This is a genomic window from Acidovorax sp. FG42 (genome assembly GCF_057809195.1).
On sequence record NZ_JBMDJM010000008.1, the window covers coordinates 160,515 to 187,047 of the forward strand.

A 26,533-nucleotide genomic window follows, 5' to 3' on the forward strand; every position below is an offset into this window, starting at 1 on the left:
TGTTCGGCAGTCGGCAGGTTTGATCGCCCGACAAGCAAGACAGGCCCGGTGGCTAGCCCCACTACAATGCCGCCCCTTGCCCAGCTCCCCGGACCGCCTGCCACCATGAACATCGTCGTCAACGAAGAACTCAAAGCCTACATCGAACCCCTGACGCCCGACGAACACGACGCGCTGGAGCGCAGCATCCTCACCGAAGGCTGCCGCGACGCACTGGTGCTGTGGGGCGATGTGCTGGTGGACGGGCACAACCGCTACGGCATCTGCCAGAAGCATGGCCTGCCTTTCCAGACCGTGCAGAACCCGCGCTTTCAGTCGATGGAAGACGTGCACCTGTGGATGATCGACCAGCACCTGGGCCGCCGCAGCGTGTCCGACTTCCAGCGCGGCGTGCTGGCCCTGCGAAAGCGCGAGATCATGGCCGAGCGCAAGGCGCGCGCAGCCACTGCCACAGACACTGCAGAGGCCACCCCCACGGCGGATGTGCCCGAGGCCGCAGCCGCCCTGCCCGCCCCCGACCCGCTGAACAGCCGAGAGGCCATTGCCAAGGCTGCGCGGCTGAGCAGCAGCCAGGTGGTAATGATCGAAAAGATCCAGAAACAGGCGGCGCCCGAGTTGGTGGCCGCCGTCAAGTCCGGCACCATCTCCATCAACGCCGCAGCCGCCGTGGCCACCCTGCCCGCCGAGGAACAGGTGGCGGCCGCAGCGGCCGGCAAGGACGAACTCAAGCAAGCAGCCAAACGCGTGCGTGAGCTCAATAAGCGTAAGCCGCGCGACGAGGCGCCGTCAGACGACAAAGCCCATGCAGAGCCGGCCACCGGTGCCGAAGGGAACACCGACGAGTTGCACGCCCTGCGCCTGCGTGTGGCAGAGCTGACGGCGGAGAACACCGAGCTGCGCCGCCAGGTAGCGCAGTTGCAGGCGGCGCTGCCTGCAGACAGCACGCCGTTCTAAAACTGCTTGGAGGGTCAGCCGCTGGGGTTCACCCGTTGGCGTTGCGCAGCGCGCTCAGCCGGTCGGCGATGAGGTCCAGGTCAAGCCCGTCTTCACTGTGGGCCAGATAGGCCTCCAGGTCGGCCACGGCCTCGGCCGTGTTGCCGCGCTCGGCATGCGCCAGCCCCCGGTCGCGCCGCTCGCCCCAGGCCTCGGGCAACAACACGATCAGCCGGTCCAGCACGGCAATCAGCCGCTGCCAGTCCTGCTGGGTGCGGTGCACCTCCTTGAGGTTGCGCAGCATGCGCGCAATGATGTCGCGCGGCGTGGCGGCTTGCAGGTACAGGCCCAGCGGCACATCGTAGTCGTCCACCAGGCCGTTGCGGCGCTTGTAGGGCTCCAGCCGCTCGGCCAGCTCCTCGCGGCTCAGGGACTGGCCCGAGATCGGGTCCAGCACCACCTGGCCCTTGGGCAGCAGCACCTTGACCATGAAGTGCCCCGGGAACGCAATGCCCCGTGCATGCAGGCCCAGCCCCTGGGCCAGCTCCATCCACAGCACAGCCAGGCTGATGGGAATGCCCCGGCGCGTGCGCAGCACGGCGTTGAGGTAGCTGTTCTCTGGGTCGTAGTAGTTGTTGATGTTGCCGCCAAAACCCAGGTCGGCAAAAAAGAACTGGTTGAGCGTGCGCAGTCGCTGCAGCGCCGGTGCATCGGCAGGCAGGCGGCGCTTGATGCGGGCCTGCAGCTGGTCCACATCGCCCAGCAGTTGCTGCACGTCGAACTCGGGGTATTCATCCTGCGCAAGGCTGGCGGCCGCTTCGAGCAAGGGAAAGTGGTCGTCGCTTTGCACCAGCGATGCAAAGTACTCCAGCGAGGTGGGCACGGAAAGGCTCAGGGACATGGCAGCTTTGTACGGGGCCGCTGCCATGGCGTCAAGCCACAGAAGCACGGGCTTTGCAGGGTATTTCGGAGGCCAAACGGGCAGCTGCCGGTCAGCGGCGCAGCAGCTGGCGCAGCTTCAGCCCGGCGGCCCACAGGGCGCCAAAGTACAGCACCGCAGCGGCCACCATCATCGCGGCCAGCAGGCCGATGCGCTGAAGGCGCTGCGCTTTCATTTCCACCCAGTCGAAATGCTGCGCACCCCACGCCAGCAGCACGGCCAGCAACGCGCTGGCCGCCACCACCTGCAGGGCAAACCGCCCCCAGCCAGGCAGCGGCCGGTAGCTGCCACGCCGCAGAAGACCCACCAGCAGCCAGGTGGCATTGATGACCGCCCCCACGCCGATGGACAGCGTCAGCGCAGCATGCTGCAAATAGGGCACCAGCACCAGGTTCATCAGCTGCGTGAACACCAGCACCGCCACCGCAATCAGCATGGGGGTACGCATGTCGTGCTTGGCAAAGTAGCCTGGCGCCAGCACCTTGATGGCCACAATGCCCACAATGCCCACCCCGTAGCCCGCCAGGGCCAGCGTGGTCTGCTGCACATCCCGGTCGGCAAAGGCGCCATAGTGGTACAGCACCGCCACCAGCGGCTTGGCAAACACCAGCAGCGCCACCATGCAGGGCACCGACAGCACCACCACCAGCCGAAGTCCCCAGTCGAGCATGGCCGAATAGCGTTCGTCGTCTTGCTTGGCGCGGGCGCTGGCCAGCTGCGGCATCAGCACCACGCCCAACGCCACGCCCAGCAGCGCGGTGGGTAGCTCCATCAGGCGGTCGGCGTAGGTGATCCAGCTCACGCTGCCGGTGGCCAGGTGCGAGGCAATCTGCGTATTGATGAGCAGCGAGACCTGCGCCACGCTCACCCCCAACAAGGCGGGCAGCATCAGGCGCGCCACCTTGCGGGTGGTGGGGTCGGCCCAGGCCGCGCGGATGGCCGACCAGCGCACGCCGATGCGGGGCAGCAGCCCCAGGCGCAGCAATGCGGGCACCTGGATGGCCAGTTGCAGCAGGCCGCCCAGCATCACGCCCGCTGCCTGGGCATAGATGGGCTCAATGCCGTGGCGTGCAAACAAGGGCGCGCCCACTGTGATGGACAGGATGAGGGCGATGTTGAGCAGCACCGGCGACGCAGCGGGCACCGCAAACTTCTTCCAGGTATTGAGGATGCCCCCGGCCAGCGCCACCAGCGACATGAAGCCGATGTAGGGGAACATCCAGCGCGTCATCGTGACGGCGGCGTCAAAACCCTGGGGGGACTGTTTCATGCCACTGGCCATGGCCCACACCATCCAGGGCGCGCCCAACACACCGGCGATGCACAGCAGCACCAGCGTCCAGGCCAGCAAGGTGCCCACATGGTCGATCAGCGCCTTGGCACCGTCGTCGCCCTCCTCGGCCCGGGTGGCGGCCAGCACCGGCACAAAGGCCTGGCTGAAGGCGCCCTCGCCCAGCACGCGGCGGAACAGGTTGGGAATGCGGAACGCCACATTGAAAGCGTCCGTCATGGCACTGACCCCGAAGACGGAGGCCATGAGCAACTCGCGCACCAGCCCCGTGATGCGGGAGACGAGAGTCAACAGGGAAACAGTGGAGGCGGCTTTGAACAGTGACACCGGCGGGAGTGTATGCGCTTGCAGGCGCGCACCGGCGGCAAGCCGGGCTGGCCCAGAAGGCGACGGTATCTTCAAAGGACGATCCTTCATGAGGGAGTGGATCACCCACTGTGAACGGTGCGTGTGAGGCGAACAGGAAGTGGGTGAGGTGGGCGTGAAGCGTTGTCGCAGTGGCGCAACGAAAGGCTCTGGGCTATAATTGCGGGCTTTGCTGGCATCATCCACAGACCCAAGGAACTAAACAATGGCATCCGCAAAACCCAAGAAGAAGAACCCGCGCCTGGCGTCGGGCCGCAAGCGCGTCCGTCAGGACGTCAAGATCAACGCTGCAAACACCTCGCTGCGTTCCAAATACCGTACCGCTGTCAAGAACGTCGAAAAGGCTGTTCTGGCTGGCGACAAGACCAAGGCGACCGAACTGTTCGCCAAGATGCAAGCCGTGGTGGACACCGTGGCTGACAAGGGCATCTTCCACAAGAACAAGGCTGCTCGCGACAAGAGCCGTCTGTCTGCCAAGGTGAAAGCCCTGGCACCCGCAGCCGCTTAATCAATTCATCGCCTGCCCCGGCAGGCAAACAGCCCGAATGGCACCTGCCGTTCGCCGTTTGTAACGGGTGCGCTGCCAGCAAAAAAACGAACAAACCGCCTTCGGGCGGTTTTTTCGTTGGGGGCGCACTTCCTCACGGCAACCGGCTACATTGCCCGGCAATACCCCCCACTCCACGAGGCCCCATGATCCTGCGTCAGAAATCAGCGTTGGATGGTTTTGCCTACGAGTTTCTGGATGGCCCCGAGAACCTGGTGGTGGGTGGATTCCACTATGCGTGGTTTGCGCAGGCCAAAAATGCCCGGTTGCGCGTCTTCAGCGCCGAAGATGCCGCCAGGGGCGACATTCAGATGACCTTGCACGGCCAGTCCTGGAGGGTGCGGCATTGCTACCTGAGTCGGGGGTACGTCAGCGATATCCGCTACACGCTCGAAACCGCCGACGAATCCATACACGCCCAGGCAGACGTTCTGAGCCAAAACACCGGTCGGCGCCTGCCACGCATCGTGATGACGCAGCCAGCGGACATCGAGGTCGGGACATCCTCCGGCTGGCTCACAAAGAACTTCCCCGTCACCTACCTGTCCACCGGACAATCGCTGGGATGTATCCGGGAGAGGTCGGCCATCACCTTCAAACGGGAGCTTGTGATCGACTTGCCTGGCATGGAACCAGCGGTGGCTGCGTTCCTCGGCATCGTTGCGCTCATCGTGCGCTATTGAGGGGCTCTACGGCGCGCGCAGGCCGCCGTCAGCGCCCCGGCAGGCACACCCTCAGGGCTTTGGAAGCGGGGGAACCTCGGGCAGCAGGCAGGCCTCGGCCACCTGCAGGTTGTTGTCGCGGGCGAAATTGATCACGAAGTCCCAGGCCATGGGTTCGTGCCCCTGCAGGTCGCGGTGCACCACCACACATTTCACGCCATTGAGCGTGGTGGGAATGCACCAAGGCGAATAGCTCAAGTGGCTGCCCGGCCGGGCTCCACCGGGTCGAAAGCTGCTCATCACCCCGGCCAGCCGCTCGGCCCAGTCGCTGGGACGAAAGGTTTTCCCGTCGTGGGTGATGCCCTGGATGAAGACTTCTTTGGAGGAGGGGGAAACCATCGGGGATTGGAGTGGTAGTGAGGGTTCAGACGCAGGATCACTGCATGCTGCACCGCAGCGCGACATTCTAACTCTTATATAAGAGCTACCCCTCTAATCCCTATGCCAGGCTCCACCAAGCGGGCCAAAGTCGGCTAGCGAGGTGCATTGCAGTGATGCGCAATCGTCAACAGACCGTCGCCCTGCTCCCCCTAGAATCGTGACTCGTTTTTTCGCCACTGCACCGTCTGGAGATTTCCGCATGACCGCTTTCATTGAGGCAGCTTCGCCCCACGTGATGAACACCTATGGCCGCGTACCGATCGCGCTGGCCCGTGGACAAGGCAGCCGCGTGTGGGACGTGAACGGCAAGGAATACCTGGACGGGCTGGGCGGCATTGCCGTGAACACGCTGGGCCACAACCACGCCAAGCTGGTGCCAGCGCTGCAGGACCAGATCACCAAGCTGATCCACACCTCCAACTACTACCACTCGCCCCTGCAGGAGCAGCTGGCCGCCAAGCTGGTGGAGCTGTCGGGCATGCAGAACGTCTTCTTCTGCAACTCGGGCCTGGAGGCCAATGAGGCGGCCCTTAAGATAGCCCGCAAGTTCGGCGTGGACAAGGGCATCGCCAAGCCCGAGATCGTGGTCTACGAAAAAGCCTTCCACGGCCGCTCGATTGCCACCATGTCAGCCACCGGCAACCCCAAGATCTACAGCGGCTTCGGCCCGCTGGTCGAGGGCTTCATCCGCGTGCCGCTCAACGACATCGAAGCCATCAAGAAGGCCACCGAAGGCAACCCCAACGTGGTGGCCGTGTTCTTCGAGACCATCCAGGGCGAAGGCGGCATCAACCCTATGCGCGTGGAATACCTGCAGCAGCTGCGCAAGCTGTGCGACGAGCGCGGCTGGCTGATGATGATCGACGAAGTGCAGTGCGGCATGGGCCGCAGCGGCAAGTGGTTTGCCCACCAGTGGGCCGGCATCGTGCCCGACGTGATGCCGCTGGCCAAGGGCCTGGGCTCCGGTGTGCCGATTGGCGCGGTGGTGGCGGGCCCCAAGGCCGCCAACGTGCTGCAGCCCGGCAACCACGGCACCACCTTTGGCGGCAACCCGCTGGCCATGCGCGCCGGGGTCGAGACCATCCGCATCATGGAAGAAGACGGCCTGCTGCAAAATGCCACCACGGTGGGTGATCACCTCAAGGCGGCACTGCAGCGCGAGCTGGGCAGCCTGCCCGGTGTGAAGGAGATCCGGGGCCAGGGCCTGATGCTGGGCATCGAGCTGAACAAGCCCTGCGGCGCGCTGATCGGCCGCGCGGCCGAGGCAGGCCTGCTGCTGTCAGTGACAGCCGACAGCGTGATTCGACTGGTGCCCCCGCTGATCCTTACCACCGCCGAAGCCGACGAAATCGTCGCCAAGCTGACCCCGCTGGTCAAAGCCATCCTGGCTGAATGAAGAATAGTCCCACTGCCATGACGACGCTGAAACATTACCTGCAGTTCACCGACCTCACCGCCGACGAGTACGCCTACCTGTTCGAGCGCGCCGCGCTCATCAAGAAGAAGTTCAAGGCCTACGAAAAGCACCACCCGCTGGTGGACCGCACACTGGCCATGATCTTCGAGAAGGCCAGCACCCGCACGCGCGTGAGCTTTGAGGCGGGCATGTACCAGCTCGGCGGCAGTGTGGTGCACCTGACCACGGGCGACAGCCAGCTGGGCCGCGCCGAGCCCATCGAGGACAGCGCCAAGGTCATCAGCCGCATGACCGATCTGGTGATGATCCGCACCTACGAGCAAAGCAAGATCGAGCGTTTTGCCGCCAACTCGCGCGTGCCTGTGATCAACGGCCTGACCAACGAGTACCACCCCTGCCAGATCCTGGCGGACATCTTCACCTTTATCGAGCACCGGGGCCCCAAGGACGGAACCGGCAATCTGACCGATTGCCTCAAGGGCAAGACGGTGGCCTGGGTGGGCGACGGCAACAACATGGCCAACACCTGGCTGCAGGCCGCGTCGCTGCTGGGCTTCAAGGTGCATGTGAGCACGCCACGCGGCTACGAAGTGGACGAAAAATTGGCCGCTGGCGCCCATGGAATCAGCGCGGGCAGCTATCAATTCTTTAGTAACCCCATGGAAGCCTGCCGGGGCGCCGATCTGGTCACCACCGATGTGTGGACCAGCATGGGCTACGAGGCCGAGAACGAAGCGCGCAAGAAGGCCTTTGCCGACTGGTGCGTGGACACCGAAATGATGGCCGCCGCCCAACCCGACGCCCTCTTCATGCACTGCCTGCCCGCACACCGGGGCGAGGAGGTTGAGGCCGACGTGATCGACGGGCCGCAGTCGGTGGTGTGGGACGAAGCGGAGAATCGGATGCACGTCCAGAAGGCCCTGATGGAATATCTGCTCTTGGGCAAACTGGCCTGACAGCCCCATGCCCTGGCGCCGCCAGCCCGCCCACAGCGCCGAATTGCTGGCGCACTGGCAGGCCCTGGGCCAAGCGCTGGGGCGCGACACGCCCGCTTGGCGCGCCGAGGGCCGGCGCCTGCTGCGCAGCTGGGCACGCTGGCCCCGGGCCTACCACGACACCGCCCACCTGCGGGCCTGCCTGCGGCACCTTCAGACGCTGCAGGGCCACCAGCCCGGCGCGATCCATGACCCCCATGCTGTGGCCCTCGCCCTGTGGTACCACGACGCCATCTACTGGCCGTGGAGCGGCCACAACGAAGAGCACAGCGCCAATTGGGCGCGCCAGTTTCTGCTGAGCCAAGGGCTGCCCACCGCGCTGGCCGAGGCCGTTCACCAGCATGTGATGGACACCCGCCACACCCCGGGCCCACTCACCGGCGATGCGCTGTGGGTGGTGGATATCGACCTCGCCATCCTGGGCCAGAACGACGCGGTGTACCGGCAGTTCGAACGCAACGTGCGGCGCGAATACTTCTTTGTGCGCTGGCCGCGCTATGTGGCGGGGCGCAGTGCGGTGCTGCGAGGGTTTCTGGACCGTCCGCACATCTACGGCACGGACTACTTTGCGCAGCGCTACGAGGCCCAGGCGCGCGTCAACCTGCAACAGGCGCTGAGCGCGCTGGGCCAAGGCCAGCTGTACCAGTAGGCAATTGGAGCCAAAACGGCCCGCAGCGCTAGTGAATCATGCACCAGCAGCTACACAAAATATAGCAATCACTGAGCAGCAGACCCGCGACGAACAGGCATGGCCACGGGCTTTTCAGCTGCCGCATCGGATGGCGCCGCGCAACTGCCGCAGCTGCTGCACCCACCATCGCTCGCGCGACAGCCCGGCGACCGGACCAACCCCGGGTGGACCTTGCCCAACCCCTGGCGCCAGCGCCCAGGCAGGTACCGCCAGAGCACATAGAGCGCCGCAGCGAGCACGATCAGACCAACGATGAATTGCTGGGCCATCACAACGTTTCTCCTCAGCCCCCGCCCAGCGCCAGCGCCACGCGGTAGGTCACAAAGCTGGCGGCATACGCCATGGCAAACAGGTACCCCACCATGAGCAACGGGTAGCGCCAGCCATTGGTCTCACGCCGCACGGCGGCGATGGTGGAGATGCACTGCGGCGCAAACACATACCAGGCCATCAGCGACAGCGCGGTAGCCAGCGACCACGAGCCCGCAATCAGCGACCCCAGCTGGCTGGCCACCTCGTCGCCCGTGGCGGACAGCGCGTACACCGTGCCCAGCGCACTCACCGCCACCTCGCGGGCCGCCATGCCGGGTACCAGCGCAATGGCAATCTGCCAGTTGAAGCCAATGGGCGCGACGATGACCTCTAGCAGGCGACCCAGCTGGCCTGCCAGGCTGTAGGTGATGGCGGGCTGCGTGGCGCCTTCTGGCGCGCCGGGGTACGTGGACAGGAACCACAGCAACACGGTGACGGCCAGGATGATGCCGCCCACCCGCTTGATGAAAATCACCGCCCGCTCGTACAACCCGTAGGCCAGGCCCCGCACGCTGGGCCAGCGGTACGCGGGCAGCTCCATCATCAGCGGCGTGGCGCGCGTGTCGCTGCGGGCCAGCTTGGCCACCGCCGCCACGGCCATGGCGCTGACGATGCCCGCCACATACAGCGCAAACAGCACCACGCCCTGCAGGTTGAACACTCCCGCCACGGTGCGCTCTGGGATGAAGGCCGCAATCAGCAACGCATACACCGGCAGGCGCGCCGAGCAGGTCATGAGCGGGGCGATCATGATGGTCACCAGCCGGTCGCGCCAGTGGGTGATTGAGCGTGTGGCCATCACGCCTGGCACGGCACACGCGAAGCTCGACAGCAGCGGAATGAACGAGCGGCCCGACAGGCCCACCGTGCCCATCACGCGGTCCAGCAAGAACGCCGCGCGCGGCAGGTAGCCCGAGTCCTCCAGCGCCAGGATGAACAGGAACAGAAACAGGATTTGCGGCAAAAACACCAGCACCCCGCCCGCGCCCGCCAGCACCCCGTCGGTCAGCAGGCTGCGCAAGGGGCCGTCCGCCATGTGGGCGTTGACCAGGGCTGCCAGCCAGCCCACGCCATCTTCGATCCACGACTTGGGCAGCTCGGCCCAGCTGAACACCGCCTGGAACATCAGGAACAGCGTGGCCGCCAGGATCAACATGCCCCACACCGGGTGCAGTACCACCGCATCGATGCGGTCGTCCGTTCGCAGGCTGACCACCGGCACGCGCACGGCCTGGTCCAGAATGCGCCGCACCTCCTGATGGGTGCGGATGACGTCGTTTTGCGCCTCCAGATCGCTCGCATCCAGGCGCGCCGCCGCATCGGGCGCCACCACCGGGCGCTGCAGTTGCTGCAGGTTGGCGCCATCCAGCCACTGCACCAGCTCCTGGGCGCCGTTGCCGCGCACGCCCACGGTGGCCAGCACGGGCATGCCCAGCTCGCGCGACAGCGCCTCGCGGTCGATGGCGATGCCCTGGCGCTCAGCCACGTCCATCATGTTGAGCACCAGCACCATGGGCAGGCCTAGGGCGCGCGCCTCCAGCACCAGACGCAGGTTCAGGCGCAGGTGGGTGGCATCCGTCACGCACACCAGCACATCAGGTACCGGCTCGCCCGCGCGGCGCCCGCGCACGATGTCGCGGGTAATGGCCTCGTCCACACTGTGTGCATGCAGGCTGTAGGCGCCCGGCAGGTCCAGCACGCGCACGCGGCGGCCGGCGGCGGTCTGTAGCAGGCCCTCCTTGCGCTCCACCGTCACGCCCGCATAGTTGGCCACCTTCTGGCGCGCGCCGGTGAGCAGGTTGAACAGCGCGGTCTTGCCGCAGTTGGGGTTGCCCAGCAGCGCCACGCGCAGGGGCGCATCGGCGGCGGTGGGTTGCACAGAGGCCTGGGCGTTCATGCCGCCTCCTTGGCAGGCAGGGTGGCGTCATCCAGCGGCTGCACCTGCACCATGGAGGCCTCCTGGCGGCGCAGCGCAAACGTGGCCTGCCCCACCCGCACCGCGATGGGGTCGCCGCCCCAACCGCCGCGCGCGACCACCTGCACGGTTTCTCCGGGCAGAAAGCCGATCTCCAGCAAGCGCAGCAGCATGCTGTGCTCTTGCGCGTCCTGCGCGGGCAACAAGCCCGTGACCCGGCCCAAGGCGCGGCGCGGCAACTGGTCCAGCCGCGAGGACAGGCTCTGCTGCGTAGGAAGATGCAACCGCGCCGCAGCGCCATCGTCCATGGTTTTCATGGTGCTGGCCTCGATACAAATAATAGTGATTCTCATTCTACCAATATCTGTATCGCAGTGGTCGCCGTCGCAATCTCTCCTTGATGCAGCGCAAGCTGCAGTGCCCCTTGCCCTGCCGGGCAGTCAGTCACATGGCTCAAACCGCTTGCACTCCGCCGTAACGCGGATGGACGTGAGCGTGTTTTCGCCGTCGATGTGCCGGGCAGTGAACTGCACCCAGGACCCCTGCGAAATGCCGTGCAGCAACGCGGGGTTGGCCACCCGGAAGGTCTGTGTGGTGAATGGCAACTTGGCGCGGGGCAGCAGCTTGAGCCGCACAAGCGTGGCGTTGCCGCCCGCATCCATCTCCACCGACACCAGCCGCGCACGGGTGTAGACCGGAGCCGCTGGGGCGGCACCCTCTCCAGCAGCCGAGGCGGCGCCCGCTGGTGCAACGGGCTGGGCACCCGCCGCACCCCACACGGCGGCCAAGGCCAGTGCGGTGGCAACCCCGCAGCCGCGCTGCCCCCAGCGGGCAAGCAACCCAGTGACGGCCTGCCCCATCAGAACGCCCATGCGCCCAGCTGGTAGTAGTCAAAACCGCTGGACCGCCCACCCAGGCATTGGGCGAGGAAGTCCTCGGTCTTGCGGTACATGGTGAGGTTGTTGGGCCAGCGCTGGTTGCCATGGCCGTCCCCTTTGAAGGTGACGTAGTCCACCTCTTTGCCCGCCTTGCGCAGGGCCGCCACCATCCACTCAGACTGCTCCAGCTTCACGCGCGGGTCGTTCACGCCGTGCATGATGAGGATGGGCTTTTGCGCATGCTCCGCCCGGTACAGGGGCGACTTCGCATCCATGCGCGCACGGTCTTCCGGCACGGCCGGGTTGCCCACATAGCGGTGCCACCAGGGCAGGCCCAGCTCCCAATAGGGCGGAGCAGCTTCCAGCAGGCGTGCGATGTCCGTCACGCCCACCACATCCACGGCGCACGCAAAGACTTCGGGCGTGAAGGTGGCGCCCACCAGGGCCGAATAGCCGCCGTAGCTGGCGCCATAGATCGCCACGCGCTGCGGGTCGGCCACGCCGCGCTCCACCGCCCAGCGCACGCCGTCCACCAGGTCGTCGTGCATGCGGCCTGCGAACTCGCCCCGGGCCTTTTCCATGTGGTTGCGGCCGTAGCCGCTGGAGCCCCGGTAGTTAACCTGCAGCACCGCATAGCCCCGGTTGGCCAGAAACTGCTGCATGGCGCGGCTGGTGGCGCCATCGCCCCAGCGGTCACGCGCCCAGGGGCCGCCATGCACCAGCAGCACGGTGGGCAGCCGCTGCGGCGCCGCCCCCACGGGCAGCGTGAGGTAGCCGTGGATGGGGAGACCATCGCGCGCGGTGTAAGTGATGGGCTGGGTGGGCGCCAGATCCTTGGCAATCAGGCTCAGCCGGTTCTCGCCCAGAAAGCGGGGGTCATGTCCATCACGCAGCAGGTAGTTGCGCGTGCCCCGGTCGGTGGCCACCGCCACCGTGAGCACCTTGTCGGTCTGGTCCAGGCTGGTCACCAGCACCTCTGCAGGCTTGTCACCGGCCAGCGCAGACAGCCGGGCATCCAGCGCAGGGTCGAACACCTTGCGCGCGGGGTAGCCCGGCATGAAATGCGCCAGCAACGGCTCACGGGTGCGACGGCTGAGTGTCACGTGGTCCAGGTCCACATCGGGCGAGGCAAACCACTCTTCTTCGGCGCCCGTGGTCAGGTCCAGCCGCACCAGCGCCAGCTTGTCTCGTCCCCGGTTCGACAGGGCCCAGGCCTTGCGCCCCTCGTCGTGCAGGCCAAAGATATTCAGCGTGTCCCACCGGCTGCGCTCTGCCACCGTCACCCAGGTGCCCTGTGCTGTGCCGGGCCGCTCCAGCAGCACTTGCTCGCCCTGGATCTGTGCCCGGGCGCGCAGCTGGCCCGTGGTGTCCACGCCCCACCAGTTCACGTTGCCGGGGTTGGTGGCCAGCAGCACCGGCGCGCCACCTGCCGGGTTCACGCGGTACAGGTCAAACACCTTCTTGTCGCGCTGGTTGGAGGTGACGATGAAGTCGGGCGAGGCATCCACCGCCTCCGCAAAATGCGCCACTGAACGCGGTGCAGGCATCAGCTCGCGCAAGTCGGTACCGGGGCCCTCGACCGCGCCCGCATAGATGCGGGTGTTTTCATCGCCCGTGGGGTCGGCCGTGATGCCGAGCCAGCGGCTGTCGGCACTGAAGCGAATGGCGCGCGCACGGATGCGAAACGCCTTGGCGTCGCCCCCATCGATGGACTGCACCCAGATCGCAGGCACCACGCCATCGGTGCCAAACCAGGCAATGCGCTTTCCATCGGGCGACACACGGTAGCCGCCGGTGGACTGGCGGCTGGCGACGAAGTCGCGCACGGGGATCAATTCGGGCAGCTGGGCTCCTGCCAGTGCGGGATGCGTCGGGCCGCTGGCGCAGCCCGCCAACAAAACTCCCGACAACACCGCACACCACCCTATCCATCTTGACGCCATGGAACTCCTCCTCATCTCGTACAACATGGCGGCATTGTGGAATGCCCAACCTTTGCGCCAGCCAAAGGGCCGGGCCGGCACACCGGCACGCATATCGCAGCGTGCTGTGGGCGAAGTGCTCCGCTACAGCGCCTCGGTACGCGCCTCCAGCGCTCTGACCACCGCCACCATGTCCTCCTGCCCTAAGCCCATGTCAGCGGTCTGCGCGAACAGTGCGTGGCACGCATCCAGCAGCGGCGATGCCAGCCGTGCATTGCGTGCCGCGTGAGCCACGAGCTGGTTGTTCTTGAGCACGTCGTGGATGGCGGCCTGCACCTCGAAGTCGCGCGCAACCAGCTTGGCCAGCTTCACCTGCGACACGCTGCTCGCCATGGGGCCCGCATCCAGCACCGAGCGGAACAGCTCCATGTCCAGACCGTTGCGGTCGGCAAAGTGCGCGGCTTCGCACAGGCCAGTCACCATGGTGATGAGAAAAAGGTTCACCGACAGCTTCATCAGCAAGGCCGACGGCACCGACCCGCACACGAAGGTGGTGCGGCACATGGGTGCCAGCAAGGGCTGCACCGCCTGCACGCTGGCCGGGTCGCCCGCCAGCATGCCCACGAGCTGTCCGGCCTCCGCCGGCTTGCGCGAGCCCGAAACAGGCGCCTCGACATAGCGCCCGCCGGCGGCCAGGATGTCCTGCTCCAGCGCCTTGGAATATTCGGGTGAGGTGGTGCCCATGTGCACGATGGTGCGGTCTCGCACCTGGGTGGCAAAACCCGGCGTGCCGCGCTGCAGTGCCTCATCCATGGCCGGTTCGTTGGCCAGCATGAGGATGATGACCTGCGCCTGCGCGCAGACCTCGGCGGGTGTTGCGCCCACTTGCGCGCCAGCGGCGCGCAGAAGCTCGCATTTCTGGGGCGACCGGTTCCACACCCACAACGGGGTGCCGGCCCGCGCCAGGTTCAGTGCCATGGGAAGGCCCATGACGCCCAGTCCGATAAAGCCAATCTGCATAGGAATACCTTTCTTTCTGTCAGCGGAGGGTTGACTGCAGTGCAGCGCCCGTCCATGGCGCCCTGGTGGGGCGGCTGGGGCGTGCGCTGCGCCCACTCTACCCAAAGTGGCGCCCGCGGTGGCAGGGACTTCTGTGCCTGCCCTCTGCATTTGGCATGGCTTAAGCTGCCGCCCGCCACAATCGCCCCATGCACATCCTGCTCATCGAAGACGACCTGGACCTGGGCCGGGCGCTGCAGTCCGCGCTGAAGGTGGAGGGCCTGACCAGCGAGTGGCTGCGCCGCGCGGTGGACGCCCCGGCCACGGTGGATGCCACCACCATCGACTGCGTGCTGCTGGACCTGACGCTGCCCGACGGCAGCGGCTTCGATCTGCCAGCGCTGGCGCAACCAGGCAGGCCAGGGCGGGCAGGTGCCCATCATCGTGATCACGGCCCGCTCGGCCGTGGAGGACCGGCTGGCGGGCCTGGACGGTGGGGCGGACGACTTTGTGATCAAGCCCTTTGCCACGGCCGAGCTGATGTCCCGCATCCGCGCCGTACTGCGTCGCAGTGCGCGCCAGGCCAGCGAGCGCTGGGTGCTGGGCGAGCTGGTGATCGAGCCGCGCCGCCATGCGGTGCAACGCAAGGGTGCAGTGCTGGATGTGTCGCCCCGCGAGTTCCAGCTGCTCCTGGAACTGGCGCGCGAGCCCGGCGTGGTGGTGTCCAAAAGCGTGCTGTCGCAGCGGCTCGACCCGCTGGGCGAGCCCGTGGACTTTGCCGCTATTGAAGTGCATGTGTCCAACCTGCGCCGCAAGATCGGTGCGGAGCTGATCCGCACGGTGCGGGGCGTGGGCTATCTGCTGCAAGCATGACCACGAAGATGAAACACGCGTTGCGCAGCACATGGGCCTGGCTGGCCGAACCCACGCTGATGCGCCGCAGCGTGGCCTCGGTGCTGGTGGCGTTTGTGGTGGTGTGGGCTGTGCTGCTGGGCTACAACTTCGTCAACTACAAACACACCATCACCCGAGACCCCGGCCTGATGAAATACGGTGACGCGGTGCTGGACTCGCTGGCCTCTGTCACCGACCCCGCGCACGCTGCCACGGCCGTGGCGGCCACCGACCACTGGACCAATATCCGTCGCCGCCAGATCGGGCTGCTGCCCGGGGTGCAGATGCACGAGCTGCTGGATGCGGCATCGGGCCAGCGCGTGTTTGCATCGCCGGGGCTGCAGAACGTGGCCGTGCCGCCCGCCACACCACGCGCTGAGCCTTTTATTGAAGAAGCCGCCCTGCAAGGCCGGTCATTCCGCATCTACACCGGCCGCCATGCGCGCTGGGTGCTGCGGGTGTTCGAGACCAAGCGCACCGACTCCAACTTCCTGCAGTACAACGGCCGCGCGCTGCTGCCCTACCTGCTGCTAGCGTCACCCTTTGTGCTGCTGGCGGTGTGGCTGTCGGTACGCCATGGCCTGCGGCCGCTGCAGCAACTGGCCAGCCGCATTGCGCAGCGCGGGCAGGACGACCTGCAATCGGTGGGTTTCAACGCCCGCCACCGCGAACTCAAGCCGCTGGAGCAATCGCTGGACCACCTCTTCGCCCAGCTGCGGCAAAAGGTCGACCGCGAGCGTGCCTTTGTGCAGGACGCGGCGCACGAAATCCGCACACCGCTGGCCGTGATCACCGCCCAGGCCCACGTGATGGCCCGCTCGCCCAGCGAAGAGGAGCGCACGCAGGCCCAGGCCCATCTGGAACAGGCCATCGCCCGCACCTCGCACCTGGCGCAGCAACTGCTGGACCTGGCTGCGCTGGACGACGCGCAACGCCCCGCGCCGCGCGACTTGGACGTGGCGCAATGGCTGCGTGGCGCGCTGGCACAGGCTGCGCCGCAGGCCATCGCGCGGCAGATCGAGCTGTCGCTGGACGCGCCCGACACCTTGCCCGCCCGCCTCGACCAACCCGCGTTCGAATCCATCGCCCACAACCTCATCGACAACGCACTGCGCTACACGCCCCACGGCGGCAACGTGGCGGTGGCGCTGCGGCGCGAGGGCGCGGCACTGCAACTGTCGGTGCAGGACGACGGGCCGGGCATCCCGGCCAGCGAGCACCAGCGGGTGTTCGAGCGCTTTTACCGGGGCGCGGGCCACGCCGCCAATGGCTCGGGCCTGGGCTTGGCCATCGTGCGGCAGGCGGTGCTGCGCATGGGCGGACAGGTGCAGATCGGCGTGGGTGTGAATGGCAAAGGCGTGGGCTTTTTCGTTAGCATTCCGCTCCCCCACAGCGCCTGACGGCCCCGCCGCAGGCCGAACGCACGCACTGCATGTCCGACGACGCGACCACCATGACCACCGCCGATTCCGCCCACCCGTGCCTCAGCTGCGGCGCCTGCTGCGCCAGCTTTCGGGTGGACTTTGCCGTGTACGAGATGCAGGCCATGGGCGGCACGGTGCCCGATGGCCTGGCCCTGGATGTGAACGGCAGCACCTGCCGCATGCGGGGCACGGAGCAGGTGCCCATCCGCTGCGCCGCGCTGACCGGCCAGGTGGGCCAGCAGGTGGCCTGCAGCATCTACGAACTGCGCCCCGCGCCCTGCCGCGAGTTCTCGGCGGGCGACTACGCCTGCCACAAGGCGCGGGCGCGGCACGGTCTGGCGCCGCTGGAGGAAGGCCTGATTCTGTGAAGGTGGCACCCTTCCAGCAGCCGGGCTACTGCCGCATCAAAATAGTTTAGGCCTCAACAAAAAATCGACGTGGTGTTGGAAATAACCGACACCACGGGTTTTTCGGGACATGCAAACTTTGTCCCATGTCAACGCCTTCCTCCCCCACCGCCCGCCGGCTTTGGGACATTTCGCCGCCCGTGCACGCGGGCAGCCCCGTGTTCCCCGGCGACACGGCCTACAGCCAGCAGTGGTGCGCCACCATCGGCCCCGGCTGCCCGGTCAATGTGAGCGCCATCACCCTGTCGCCCCATGTGGGCGCGCATGCCGATGCGCCGCTGCACTACGACGCACAGGGCGCCACCATTGGCGATGTGTCGCTCGACGCCTTTCTGGGCCCTTGCCGCGTGATCCACGCCATCGGCTGCGGGCCGCTGATCACCTGGGAGCACATTGCCCACGCGGTGAACGGCACCCTGCCGCAGCGCGTACTGGTGCGCACCTACGAACACATGCCGGTGGACCGCTGGGACGGCCAGCTGGCCGCCTACGCGCCCGGCACCATCGAACGCCTGGCCGACCTGGGCGTGCTGCTGGTGGGCATCGACACCGCCAGCATCGACCCGGCCGACAGCAAGACGCTCGACAGCCACCAGGTCATCCGCCACCGGGGCCTGCGCGTGCTCGAAAACCTGGTGCTCGACGCCGTGCCCGAGGGCGACTACGAACTCATCGCCCTGCCACTCAAGCTGACCACGGCCGACGCATCGCCCGTGCGCGCCGTGCTGCGGACGCTGTAGCCCCAAAACTTTAAGCCTTGTTGGCCTCCACCGCTCGTCCATCATGCGGTAGCAGCTATCAAAAAAGAAGCAAACCACTCTGAACGCCATGACCACCACCTTGCAAGACTGCCGCGCGCTCGACGCGCAAGACCCCCTCGCGCCGCTGCGCGGCCACTTCGCCCTGCCACCGGGCGTGATCTACCTCGACGGCAATTCGCTGGGCGTGGCCCCCAAGGCCGCTGCCGCGCGCGTGGCCGATGTGGTCACCCGCGAATGGGGCACGGACCTCATCAAATCGTGGAACACCGCCAGCTGGTTTGACCTGCCCCAGCGCCTGGGCAACCAGCTTGCCCCGCTGATCGGCGCAGGCAAGGATGAAGTGGTGTGCACCGACAGCACCTCCATCAACCTTTACAAGGTGCTGAGCGCGGCGCTCAACATCGCCCGCGAAGACAGCCCTGCCCGCAAGCGCATCGTGAGCGAGCGCAGCAACTTCCCCACCGACCTCTACATTGCCGAAGGCCTGTGCAAGGAACGCGGGCTGGAGCTGGTGCTGGTGGAGCCCGAAGAGATTGCCGCATCGCTGACCAGCGACGTGGCCGTGCTGATGCTCACGCACGTGAACTACCGCACCGGCGCCATGCACGACATGGCCGCCATCACCGCTGCGGCGCACGCCCAGGGCATCTTGTGCGTGTGGGACCTGGCACACAGCGCGGGCGCGGTCCCTGTGGACCTGAACGGCGCAGGCGCGGATTTTTCGATTGGCTGCGGCTACAAGTACCTCAACGGCGGCCCCGGCGCACCAGCCTTTGTGTGGGTGCACCCACGCCATGCCGACCGCTTCTGGCAGCCGCTGTCCGGCTGGTGGGGTCACGCTGCACCGTTTGCCTTCACGCCCGACTACCAACCCGCCCCGGGCATCACACGCTACCTGTGCGGCACGCAGCCCATCATCAGCCTGTCGGCCCTGCAATGCGGGCTGGATGTGTTCACCGCCGCACAAAGCCTGGGCGGCATGGCCGCGCTGCGCGCCAAGTCGCTGGCGCTCACCGACCTGTTCATCCAGCTCGTGGAAGAGCGCTGCGCAGGCCACGGCCTGGGCCTGGCCACCCCGCGTGACCATGCCCAGCGCGGCTCGCAGGTGTGCCTGACGCGCGATGAAGGGGCTGGCGTGGGCGGCCAAGGCAGCGGTGCCTACGCCATCGTGCAGGCGCTGATTGCGCGCGGCGTGATCGGCGACTTCCGCAAGGGCGACGGCGGCACGGGCCGCCACAAGGACATCCTGCGGTTTGGCTTCACGCCGCTGTACCTGGGCTTTGAAGACGTGTGGAATGCCGTGGAGCACCTGCGCCAGGTGCTGGAGAGCGGCGAGTGGCAGAAGGCCGAGTTCAACCAGACGCACGCCGTCACCTGATCGGAAAGGCAAACCACCATCATGTGCCCTTTCTCGCAAACCCCTGCGGGTGACAACAACGCGGCATCTGCCGCCCTGCCCGAATCCATCGTGCACGAGGAGCGCGCCCAGCTCGACTTCAGCCAATCCATGAGCTATGGCGACTACCTGCAGCTCGACGCCATCCTCACCGCGCAAAAGCCGCTGTCGCCCGCGCACGACGAGATGCTGTTCATCGTGCAGCACCAGACCAGCGAGCTGTGGATGAAGCTCATGCTGCACGAGCTGCGCGCGGCCATCGGCCACATTGCGCGCGACGAGCTGCCGCCTGCTTTCAAGATGCTGGCGCGCGTGAGCAAGATCATGGAGCAGCTGGTGCACGCCTGGGACGTGCTGGCCACCATGACGCCGCCCGAGTACAGCGCCATGCGGCCGTACCTGGGCCAGTCCAGCGGCTTCCAGAGTTACCAATACCGCTGCATCGAGTTCTCGATGGGCAACAAGAACCGCGCCATGCTCAAGCCCCACGAGCACCGCGCCGACCTGCTGGCGCTGGTGCAGGCGGCTTACGAGGCACCGTCGCTCTACGACGAGGCGCTGCGCCTGATGGCGCGGCGTGGCCTGGCCGTGCCCGCCAGCCACACCGAACGCGACTGGACGCAGCCGTATGTGGAAAACGACGCGGTGGAACAGGCCTGGCTCACCGTGTACCGCAACCCCGAAAAGCACTGGGACCTGTACCAGCTGGGCGAGGAGCTGACCGACCTGGAAGACGCCTTCCGCCTATGGCGCTTCCGCCACGTGACCACAGTGGAGCGCGTGATCGGCTTCAAGCGCGGCACGGGCGGCACGGGCGGGGTGAACTACCTGCGCAAGATGCTGGATGTAGTGCTCTTCCCCGAGATCTGGAAACTGCGCACGGATCTGTAAGCACAACGGCGCGCCGAAAAAATAGGCCTGTTCACCACCCCGGTGAACAGGCCTTTGAACTGCCGCCTGCGCCCTACGGTAGAGCGCTGGTAGCTATCTTTTTTATAGTTCTCTCCCTGATTCGCACTCGGCGGCGCTTCAGTCTCCGGCCTTGGCAAACACCTGCCCGCCCGAGAGCTGGTAGGCCACGTTGTCCACCTGCAGGCTGCGCTCGTTGGCGATGTCAAAGCGGCTGTACAGCCCGGGCGTGTCGCCGTTCAGGATGGCGGTGGACACCACCATGGAGCGCTGGGCCAGCGCGCCGGTGGTAGTGTTCACCTCCAGCCGCAAGGCGCCCTGGTAGCCCCGCACTGGTGGTGGCGTGCCTACGCCCGTGGGTGCCTGGTAGACGCGGGCGGGGAAGGCCAGGCGCACCTTGCCATCCATGGCTTGCAGGTTGAGCACCGGGCGGGTGCTGTCGAGTGTGGTGATGCTGCCCCGGCCGCCCGCCGCCTGCGTGGTCAACCGCTTGCCTTGCGCGGCATTGCGCACGTCAAACACCGCAAGCTGAATGCCGTCGGCCACGCCGCCCTGGGCGCTGTCCTTGCCCACGCCCAGCAACAGGCCGTTCGGCAGCGGCACCAGGTGGTCGGCATGGCCGCCCGCCACCAGCTCGCCCGCCACGGCGGGATTGGCGGGGTTGGCCAGGTCCAGCACCCACACAGGTTCGGTGCTAACAAAGGGGGTGGCATAGGCCCGGGTGCCAGCAAAGAACAGGTTGTCGATCTGCTGATCGCCCCGCGCCGTGCGCAGCCGGATAGGCAGCTTGGCCTGTGGGCCCAGATAGCTGTCGCGGCCGCTGTCGCGCAGCACGGTCAGCAGCGCGGGGGAGGCCTGCTGGGCCTGAATGGTCACCGGCGGCATGCCGCTCTGGCCCGTCTTGCCGGTGAAGGTCAGCACGCGCAGATCGTTCTGGTATTCGTTCAGGCGCGATGGCAGGCGGCGCAGGTCCCAGCCCAGGTGGCCGTCCACGCTGCCCGATGCGTCGTAGTCCACCTGCGCGCCACGGAAGGTGAACTTGTGGATGTCCGTGCGGCTGTCGGCCGGGAACAAGGCGTTGGTCACATCGCCGCCATAGCGGTACTGCCGCGAGCTGGCCACATACACGCTGCGCGCACCCAAGTGCACCGCCTCGCTGCCACCCGCAAAGCAACGGCTGGTGCGCGCCAGGCTGGACGAGGTGAGGTCGATGGCCGTGATGGACGTGAGCTGCAGCGACAGCGACGCGTTGCCCGTCTGCACCAGGCAGTCGGCCTCATCGACCAGCGGCTGCGGCTGGCCGCCATCCACGCGCAGGGTAGGGATCAGCGCGGCGGTGTTCAGGTCCTTGAGTGCTGCATCCACCGCCGATGCCGTTGCCCCTGCCGGCACGGTAAAGCGTGTGAGGTCGGGCGACCAGGTGGTGACCAGGTACAGCGTGTTGCCAATCAAGCGGCTGCCCACCAGCAGGCCATCGATGCGCATCTGCTTGATCTGCGCGGGCGCCATGTCCTTGTGGATGGCGAACAGGTCCAGCGACAGCGTGCGGCTGTACTCCGGCAACACGGTGATGCTGGCGTCGGCCGCAGCCACCACGGGCTGGCGGTCGGCATACGGGTCTTGCTGCGACAACACGGCGGCGCGCGTGCCACCGCCCGCCACATAAAAGCCCTGAGGGATGAATTTGGCGTCCAGCACGGCGCTGCCCACGCTGGACAGGCTGCCATCGGCCGCGCGGGCCAGTGCGGCCAGGCGCGGCGGCTCGCGGCCGGTGTCGGTGGCATAGGCGCGGTGCAGGCCGTAGACCATGTTGCCCTCGGCCTTGATGAGGCCGTCTTCCTCCACCGCTGTGCCTGCCAGTGGCGAGCCGGTGTGGGTGACCACGCTGCCCGCGCTGCTCAAGCCCCCCACGGTGGGCACGGTGATGGCCGTGCCCGGATAGCCCAGCGCCACCCGCTGCGCAATCTTGGCCTTGAAGTACGCCACCAGATCGCCGGATCGCGCCACCTGCAGCCGCGCCTCGTTGGGGGTCTGCGGTGTGCCGCCCTCCCCGCCACCGCAGCCCGCCACAAATGCGGCGGTGGCCACGGCCAGCCATGCGGGCGATGCATGGGACATGCCCGCCAATGTGTTCATCAACCCTCGGTTCTTCATGTGATTGTTCTCCCTGTGAATGCGGATACCCACGGCGCGGCGTCGGCTTGTGCTCACACCGCATCGTAGATAAGTGGGATAATATCCCACAAAATTTCCAACCGTCAACCAGATGACAATCACAGCCTGTTCCTAACACTCTCCGCGTTTCGGCCCTTTTTCATGCCCTCCCGCTCCGCCATCGTTCTGGCCTCTGCCCTGCACGTGCTGCGCCCTCTGGCGCGCCTGCTGTTGCGCAATGGCGTGGCCTACCCCGCGTTTGCGGCGGCGATGAAGAAGGTTTTTCTGGACGCTGCGCACGACGAGCTGCAGCGCTCGGGCAAGAAGACCACCGACAGCGCGGTGAGCCTCATGTCGGGCGTGCACCGGCGCGATGTGCGCAACCTGGGCCGCCTGGCCGAGCCCGCCGCTGAAGAAGAAGCCGGCGAAACCCCGCTGAACATGGCCAGCCAGGTGGCCGCGCGCTGGCTGAGCCAGACAGATTGCCTGGATGACGAGGGTCAGCCCCGCCCCCTGCCCCGCAGCGGCGAGTCCCCGCACTTCGACGGCCTGGTGGCCAGCATCAGCAGCGATGTGCGGCCCCGCGCGGTGCTTGACGAGCTGGTGCGCCTGGGCATGGCCGAGGAAGGCGAGGACGGCCAGATCCGCCTGCTGGTCGCCGGTTTTGTACCGCGCCAGGGCTTTGCCGAGATGGCGCAGCTGATGCAGGACAACCTGCACGATCACCTGGCCGCCGCCAGCCTCAACCTGGAGGGCGAGCACAACTACCTGGAGCAGGCCGTGTTTGTGGACCAGCTCAGCGAAGAATCCGCCCGCCGCCTGCACGCCGTGGCCGCCAAGGCCTGGCGCCAGGCCTTCAAGACCGTGATGACCGAGGCCCAGGCGCGCTACGACCACGACCAGAAAAACACCCCGCCCAGTGAGCGCAACCGGCGCGCCCGCTTTGGCAGCTACTTCTATGCCGCAGACCAAGATGAACGTCCTTCCTGAACTCTGGGCCCGGGCGGCCCGGCTGCTGGCCACCGCCACGGCCCTGCTGGTGCTGGCCGCCTGCGGTCCCGGCACCGGTGGCACGGGCACCGGCCCGATCAACGGCGCGGTCTATTTCTCGGGCGCGGGTTTCACGGTGGGAGCCCCCTGCGCGCTGCATTGCGGTAGCGCAGAGCTGCTGCTGGAAAACGAGCGGGTGGAACTCAACATCACCTGCCAGCGCTTTGTGTTCACCGGCCCGTGGCAGATCGATGCGCAGGGCGTGGCGCTGCTGCAGGTCACGCTGGAAACCACGGAATTTGCCAACGGCGGCGAGCCCCAAACCCGCACCGTGGCCGCCGAGATGCAACTGCACTTCAGCGACACCCGCGCCGACAGCAGCCGCGAGGTGGTCGTCACCGTGCGGGACGCACAGGGCAACCTGCTGGTCGCCTCCCGCACGCTGGAGCAGCGCCCTGCGTCTGCCGCAACCGCCCCCGGCGCCTGCACGCCCGAGGCGCGCTGAAACGACACAGGACCTGTGCAGACAGCTGCACAGGCCCTGAAAAATGCGAAAACCAAACCAGCCCATTGCAGGCTGGGGTCAAAGAGAAACCAGGTTACTGGACGCCCGCCACCATCATGCCGCGGTTGCTGCGGCACCAGATCGGTGCCAGGTGTCCAATCTGGATCGTCAATTCGTTGCCCTTGCCCAGCACCGTGGTGGGGCCGTTGCTGTAGGCGTAGCCGCTGTCAGCCGGCTGCTTGGGCAGTTCCACCGTCCAGCCGCTGCGGCGCATCACGCTGCGGCCTTGCTCGGGGTAGAACTGCATCTCGACCTTTTCGCCATTGCCGCAGGCGTATTGCATGCTGCTGCCGTCGGCGGGGGCGCTGAACGCCTGCATGGCAGGGGGCTGGCTTGCGCAGCCCGACAACAACAGGGTAGCCAACGCACCCGAACCCAGCAAAACCATCGTCTTCATCGGTCACTCCTGACATCGCGGCGCAGCCTCGCAGCGCGCCCGACAACTTCCATCCAACGGCTTGTGGCCACCGGCCCACAGGGCCTTTTCAGCGCCCCTGGCTGCCACTAAGCACAAACCTTGCCATTCACCACCACCTGCACCATCCTGATTGCGAGAGACCGAAATCTGCGATTCCAGAACCGTGGCACACACCCGGTGCAGCGCATGGACACAAGAGTGCCCCACGCCCCCGGCACCGTCATTGGGGTCATCCCCACATCGAGAGCCTCCTCTAAAGTCTGCCTACGCCCTGTGGCGCCCTCATGACGGCGCCCACTACCTGCAGACCGGTCCCGATTGGGTGCATTCAAAAGCCCAATCCACCGCACAAACGTCCGATTGCTGGCACAAGCACCCCAAAACGGGCAACATCCGATGCGTTTGGTGGGGTATGCAGCGGGCAGACTGGGACATACCCTAAGAGCCTGCGAACCAGCCCACCTGCGGGCGCCGCTCGGCAGGCACCGCCCCGTCCGTCGGCGACAGCGGCAGTTCTGCTCTGCGGGTAACCTCACCGGGCCTGATGGCCGACGGAGAGCCGCTCCCGACCGCCACCGCCATCTGCCCTGGAGACCGCCCCCGTGCCCACTTCACCGCCCTCCCCACCGCTTCTTGCCCCCCGCGCCGCATGGGCCATGCTGCTGGCGCTGGTGACAGGCTTTGCGCTGAGCCAGGCGTTTCGCACCATCACGGCCATCATGGCGACGGGCTTGCGGGCCGAGTTCGGGCTGTCGGCACAGGCGCTGGGGGTGTTTGCCGGGGCGTTTGCGTTTGCCTTTGGCACCATGCAGCTGTTCATGGGCATTGGCATCGACCTGTATGGCGTGCGGCGCACGCTGCTGGTGGCGTTTCCGCTGACCATTGCGGGCGCGGTGCTGTCGGCACTGGCGCCGGGCTATGGCGCGGTGCTGCTGGGGCAGGTGCTGATCGGGGTGGGCTGCGCGCCCGCATTTTTGGTGTGTACGGTGTTCATCGCACGCTACTTTCCGGCGTCGCGGTTTGCCATGGTGTCGGGCGTGGCCATGGGGGTGGGTGGGCTGGGCATGCTATTTACCGGCACGCCCCTGGCCTGGCTGGTGCAGCAGTCGTCCTGGCGCATGGGGTTTGGCGTGCTGGCGGGCCTGGCGGCGCTGGCCTGGCTGCTGATCTTCTGGAAGGTGCATGAGCCCGCACAACCCATCGACGATGCAGCCCCGCGCGAATCGGTGCTGGAGGCGGTGCGTGGCTTTGGCGCGCTGTTCCTGCTGCCGCACACCGCCGGCATCCTGCTGCTGGCACTGATGACGTACGCCTCGTTCCTCACGCTGCGCGGGCTGTGGCTGGGGCCGCTGCTGATCGAGCGGCACGGCTATTCGCTGGTAGCCAGCGGCAATGTGGCCATGCTGTCATCGCTGGTGTCGCTGTTCAGCCCGGCCTTTTTTGGTCGGCTGGACCCTGGCCCCACACGGCGCAGGCGCTGGCTGCTGGGCTTTACGGCCCTGCTGGCGGCGCTGTTTGCAGCCATGGGCTTTTTGCATGCCGAATGGCTGGACGTGGGCGGCTCCGTGGCCGTGGGCCTGCTGTCCGGCTACATGGTGCTGCAGTACTCGGATGTGCGCTCGGCTTACGCCCCCGCCGTCACGGGGCGTGCCATGGCGGTGTTCACCATGGCGCTGTTCTTGGGCGTGGCGCTGATGCAATGGGTGACGGGCGTGGCGGCCTCCATCGCCGCCGCACAGCGCGCAGACCCTTATGTGGCGGTGATGTTGACCATTGCCGCCATGTTGGCGGTGGGCGCACTGGCCTTCAGGCTGCTGCCCGCGCCCGCCCATTGACCCGATCATTCCCCTGTGCGGGGCCGGGCGGGCACAGTGCCGTGCTGCTGCCCGCCACGCGCCACCACTGCAGCACACCAAACAGCAACTCGAACGCGGTAAAACCCAGCACGATGGCATTGGCGCCGTGCGCCACCGCGTAGATCTGCCAGGCCGCAAACAGAAACCGCGCCACGCCGTCCAGCCGCCCCAGCAACACCGTGGGCGCCACGATGCGCGCCAGCGACCACACCACCACCACCGAGCCCAGCAGGTTGGCCAGCAGCATGTGCGTGGTGCCCAAAGGGTGCAAGGTGCCGGGCAGAGCGAGCGCCTGGGCCAGCAGATTCAGTTGGGCATAGAGCCAGGCAAAGGTCCAGGGCAAGGCAAACGGCCAGGTGACGAGCAGGTCGTACCAGCCGCTGGCGCGCACGATGCGCAGGTAACGGTCGGAAGCGAAGGCGGGGATGGGCATGACAGGAGACCTCTGTG

At 66.8% G+C, this 26,533-nt stretch carries 25 protein-coding genes and 1 pseudogene; 15 read left to right on the top strand and 11 right to left on the bottom strand.

Going from position 1 to position 26,533, the window contains the following annotated elements; translation table 11 throughout:
- Nucleotides 1-105: 105 nt before the first annotated feature.
- Nucleotides 106-954 carry a ParB N-terminal domain-containing protein gene (locus ACODSM_RS11010; protein ID WP_488805277.1) on the top strand — a complete coding sequence of 283 codons (849 nt, stop codon included), beginning with the start codon at nt 106-108 and terminating at the stop codon, nt 952-954.
- A gap of 28 nt (nt 955-982) precedes the next feature.
- On the opposite strand, the gene ACODSM_RS11015 is transcribed toward ACODSM_RS11010, so the two are convergent.
- Both ACODSM_RS11015 and murJ read right to left on the bottom strand, forming a co-directional pair.
- The gene (locus ACODSM_RS11015; RefSeq protein ID WP_015015383.1) at nt 983-1,834 is read right to left on the bottom strand and encodes a SirB1 family protein; all 852 of its coding nucleotides are present in this window, start codon (nt 1,832-1,834) and stop codon (nt 983-985) included.
- A 91-nt stretch (nt 1,835-1,925) separates the two neighbouring features.
- Nucleotides 1,926-3,491: a murein biosynthesis integral membrane protein MurJ gene (gene murJ / locus ACODSM_RS11020; protein WP_488805278.1), complete on the bottom strand. Its 1,566-nt coding sequence runs from the start codon at nt 3,489-3,491 to the stop codon at nt 1,926-1,928.
- A gap of 244 nt (nt 3,492-3,735) precedes the next feature.
- On the opposite strand from murJ, the gene rpsT reads away from it, so the two are divergent.
- Both rpsT and ACODSM_RS11030 read left to right on the top strand, forming a co-directional pair.
- The gene (rpsT, locus tag ACODSM_RS11025) at nt 3,736-4,038 is read left to right on the top strand and encodes a 30S ribosomal protein S20 (protein ID WP_015015385.1); all 303 of its coding nucleotides are present in this window, start codon (nt 3,736-3,738) and stop codon (nt 4,036-4,038) included.
- Nucleotides 4,039-4,223: 185 nt separating this feature from the next.
- Complete coding sequence (locus tag ACODSM_RS11030) at nt 4,224-4,760, top strand: hypothetical protein (RefSeq protein WP_488805279.1); 537 nt, start codon at nt 4,224-4,226, stop codon at nt 4,758-4,760.
- 51 nt (nt 4,761-4,811) lie between these two features.
- On the opposite strand, the gene ACODSM_RS11035 is transcribed toward ACODSM_RS11030, so the two are convergent.
- The gene (locus ACODSM_RS11035) at nt 4,812-5,138 is read right to left on the bottom strand and encodes a DUF3579 domain-containing protein (RefSeq protein WP_488805280.1); all 327 of its coding nucleotides are present in this window, start codon (nt 5,136-5,138) and stop codon (nt 4,812-4,814) included.
- 241 nt (nt 5,139-5,379) lie between these two features.
- On the opposite strand from ACODSM_RS11035, the gene ACODSM_RS11040 reads away from it, so the two are divergent.
- The 3 genes from ACODSM_RS11040 to ACODSM_RS11050 are packed head-to-tail and all read left to right on the top strand — an operon-like array spanning nt 5,380 to nt 8,241.
- Nucleotides 5,380-6,576, top strand: a complete 1,197-nt coding sequence (locus ACODSM_RS11040; RefSeq protein WP_488805281.1) for an aspartate aminotransferase family protein — start codon at nt 5,380-5,382, stop codon at nt 6,574-6,576.
- A 17-nt stretch (nt 6,577-6,593) separates the two neighbouring features.
- Nucleotides 6,594-7,553, top strand: coding sequence for an ornithine carbamoyltransferase (argF, locus tag ACODSM_RS11045; protein WP_488805282.1), 960 nt, complete (start codon nt 6,594-6,596; stop codon nt 7,551-7,553).
- A gap of 7 nt (nt 7,554-7,560) precedes the next feature.
- Nucleotides 7,561-8,241: an HD domain-containing protein gene (locus tag ACODSM_RS11050; RefSeq protein WP_488805283.1), complete on the top strand. Its 681-nt coding sequence runs from the start codon at nt 7,561-7,563 to the stop codon at nt 8,239-8,241.
- A 325-nt stretch (nt 8,242-8,566) separates the two neighbouring features.
- Here the strand turns inward: ACODSM_RS11050 and feoB are convergent, their stop codons facing one another.
- The 5 genes from feoB to ACODSM_RS11075 all read right to left on the bottom strand — a co-directional run bounded on the left by feoB (nt 8,567) and on the right by ACODSM_RS11075 (nt 14,330).
- The gene (feoB, locus tag ACODSM_RS11055; protein ID WP_488805284.1) at nt 8,567-10,492 is read right to left on the bottom strand and encodes a ferrous iron transporter B; all 1,926 of its coding nucleotides are present in this window, start codon (nt 10,490-10,492) and stop codon (nt 8,567-8,569) included.
- Nucleotides 10,489-10,818 (bottom strand): FeoA family protein, encoded by a 330-nt coding sequence (locus ACODSM_RS11060; RefSeq protein WP_488805306.1) that lies wholly within the window; start codon nt 10,816-10,818, stop codon nt 10,489-10,491. The genes feoB and ACODSM_RS11060 overlap by 4 nt, the downstream gene beginning before the upstream one ends.
- 132 nt (nt 10,819-10,950) lie before the next feature.
- On the bottom strand, nt 10,951-11,382 hold the full coding sequence (locus ACODSM_RS11065) for a copper-binding protein (RefSeq protein WP_488805285.1): 432 nt from the start codon (nt 11,380-11,382) through the stop codon (nt 10,951-10,953).
- Nucleotides 11,370-13,331: a S9 family peptidase gene (locus ACODSM_RS11070; protein ID WP_488805286.1), complete on the bottom strand. Its 1,962-nt coding sequence runs from the start codon at nt 13,329-13,331 to the stop codon at nt 11,370-11,372. Before ACODSM_RS11070 ends, ACODSM_RS11065 begins: the two co-directional genes overlap by 13 nt.
- Before the next feature lie 123 nt (nt 13,332-13,454).
- Nucleotides 13,455-14,330 (bottom strand): NAD(P)-dependent oxidoreductase, encoded by an 876-nt coding sequence (locus tag ACODSM_RS11075; RefSeq protein ID WP_488805287.1) that lies wholly within the window; start codon nt 14,328-14,330, stop codon nt 13,455-13,457.
- 188 nt (nt 14,331-14,518) lie between these two features.
- Here ACODSM_RS11075 and ACODSM_RS11080 point away from each other — a divergent pair.
- The 6 genes and pseudogenes from ACODSM_RS11080 to kynA all read left to right on the top strand — a co-directional run bounded on the left by ACODSM_RS11080 (nt 14,519) and on the right by kynA (nt 20,082).
- A pseudogene (locus ACODSM_RS11080) lies at nt 14,519-15,182 on the top strand (response regulator transcription factor).
- Nucleotides 15,183-15,190: 8 nt separating this feature from the next.
- Nucleotides 15,191-16,603 (top strand): sensor histidine kinase, encoded by a 1,413-nt coding sequence (locus tag ACODSM_RS11085; protein ID WP_488805288.1) that lies wholly within the window; start codon nt 15,191-15,193, stop codon nt 16,601-16,603.
- A 32-nt stretch (nt 16,604-16,635) separates the two neighbouring features.
- Nucleotides 16,636-16,995, top strand: coding sequence for a YkgJ family cysteine cluster protein (locus ACODSM_RS11090; RefSeq protein WP_488805289.1), 360 nt, complete (start codon nt 16,636-16,638; stop codon nt 16,993-16,995).
- 125 nt (nt 16,996-17,120) lie between these two features.
- Entirely contained in the window at nt 17,121-17,774 is a 654-nt protein-coding gene (gene kynB, locus ACODSM_RS11095) for an arylformamidase (RefSeq protein WP_488805290.1), read from the top strand.
- Between the two features lie 88 nt (nt 17,775-17,862).
- Nucleotides 17,863-19,173 carry a kynureninase gene (gene kynU / locus ACODSM_RS11100; RefSeq protein WP_488805291.1) on the top strand — a complete coding sequence of 437 codons (1,311 nt, stop codon included), beginning with the start codon at nt 17,863-17,865 and terminating at the stop codon, nt 19,171-19,173.
- 21 nt (nt 19,174-19,194) lie between these two features.
- Nucleotides 19,195-20,082 carry a tryptophan 2,3-dioxygenase gene (kynA, locus tag ACODSM_RS11105; RefSeq protein WP_488805292.1) on the top strand — a complete coding sequence of 296 codons (888 nt, stop codon included), beginning with the start codon at nt 19,195-19,197 and terminating at the stop codon, nt 20,080-20,082.
- Nucleotides 20,083-20,220: 138 nt separating this feature from the next.
- On the opposite strand, the gene ACODSM_RS11110 is transcribed toward kynA, so the two are convergent.
- Entirely contained in the window at nt 20,221-22,236 is a 2,016-nt protein-coding gene (locus ACODSM_RS11110; protein WP_488805293.1) for a beta-propeller domain-containing protein, read from the bottom strand.
- Between the two features lie 180 nt (nt 22,237-22,416).
- Here ACODSM_RS11110 and ACODSM_RS11115 point away from each other — a divergent pair, with 180 nt between their 5' ends.
- Nucleotides 22,417-23,244 carry a DUF6502 family protein gene (locus ACODSM_RS11115; protein ID WP_488805294.1) on the top strand — a complete coding sequence of 276 codons (828 nt, stop codon included), beginning with the start codon at nt 22,417-22,419 and terminating at the stop codon, nt 23,242-23,244.
- Nucleotides 23,228-23,749: a hypothetical protein gene (locus ACODSM_RS11120; RefSeq protein WP_488805295.1), complete on the top strand. Its 522-nt coding sequence runs from the start codon at nt 23,228-23,230 to the stop codon at nt 23,747-23,749. The genes ACODSM_RS11115 and ACODSM_RS11120 overlap by 17 nt, the downstream gene beginning before the upstream one ends.
- Nucleotides 23,750-23,843: 94 nt before the next feature.
- On the opposite strand, the gene ACODSM_RS11125 is transcribed toward ACODSM_RS11120, so the two are convergent.
- Nucleotides 23,844-24,206 (bottom strand): MliC family protein, encoded by a 363-nt coding sequence (locus ACODSM_RS11125; RefSeq protein WP_015015403.1) that lies wholly within the window; start codon nt 24,204-24,206, stop codon nt 23,844-23,846.
- Between the two features lie 677 nt (nt 24,207-24,883).
- Between ACODSM_RS11125 and ACODSM_RS11130 the strand changes: the two genes are divergently transcribed.
- On the top strand, nt 24,884-26,062 hold the full coding sequence (locus tag ACODSM_RS11130; protein WP_488805307.1) for an MFS transporter: 1,179 nt from the start codon (nt 24,884-24,886) through the stop codon (nt 26,060-26,062).
- Here the strand turns inward: ACODSM_RS11130 and ACODSM_RS11135 are convergent.
- A complete protein-coding gene (locus ACODSM_RS11135; protein WP_488805296.1) occupies nt 26,034-26,516 on the bottom strand; it encodes a hypothetical protein in 483 nt (160 codons plus the stop codon). The two genes, ACODSM_RS11130 and ACODSM_RS11135, sit on opposite strands and share 29 nt — an antisense overlap.
- Between the last annotated feature and the right edge of the window lie 17 nt (nt 26,517-26,533).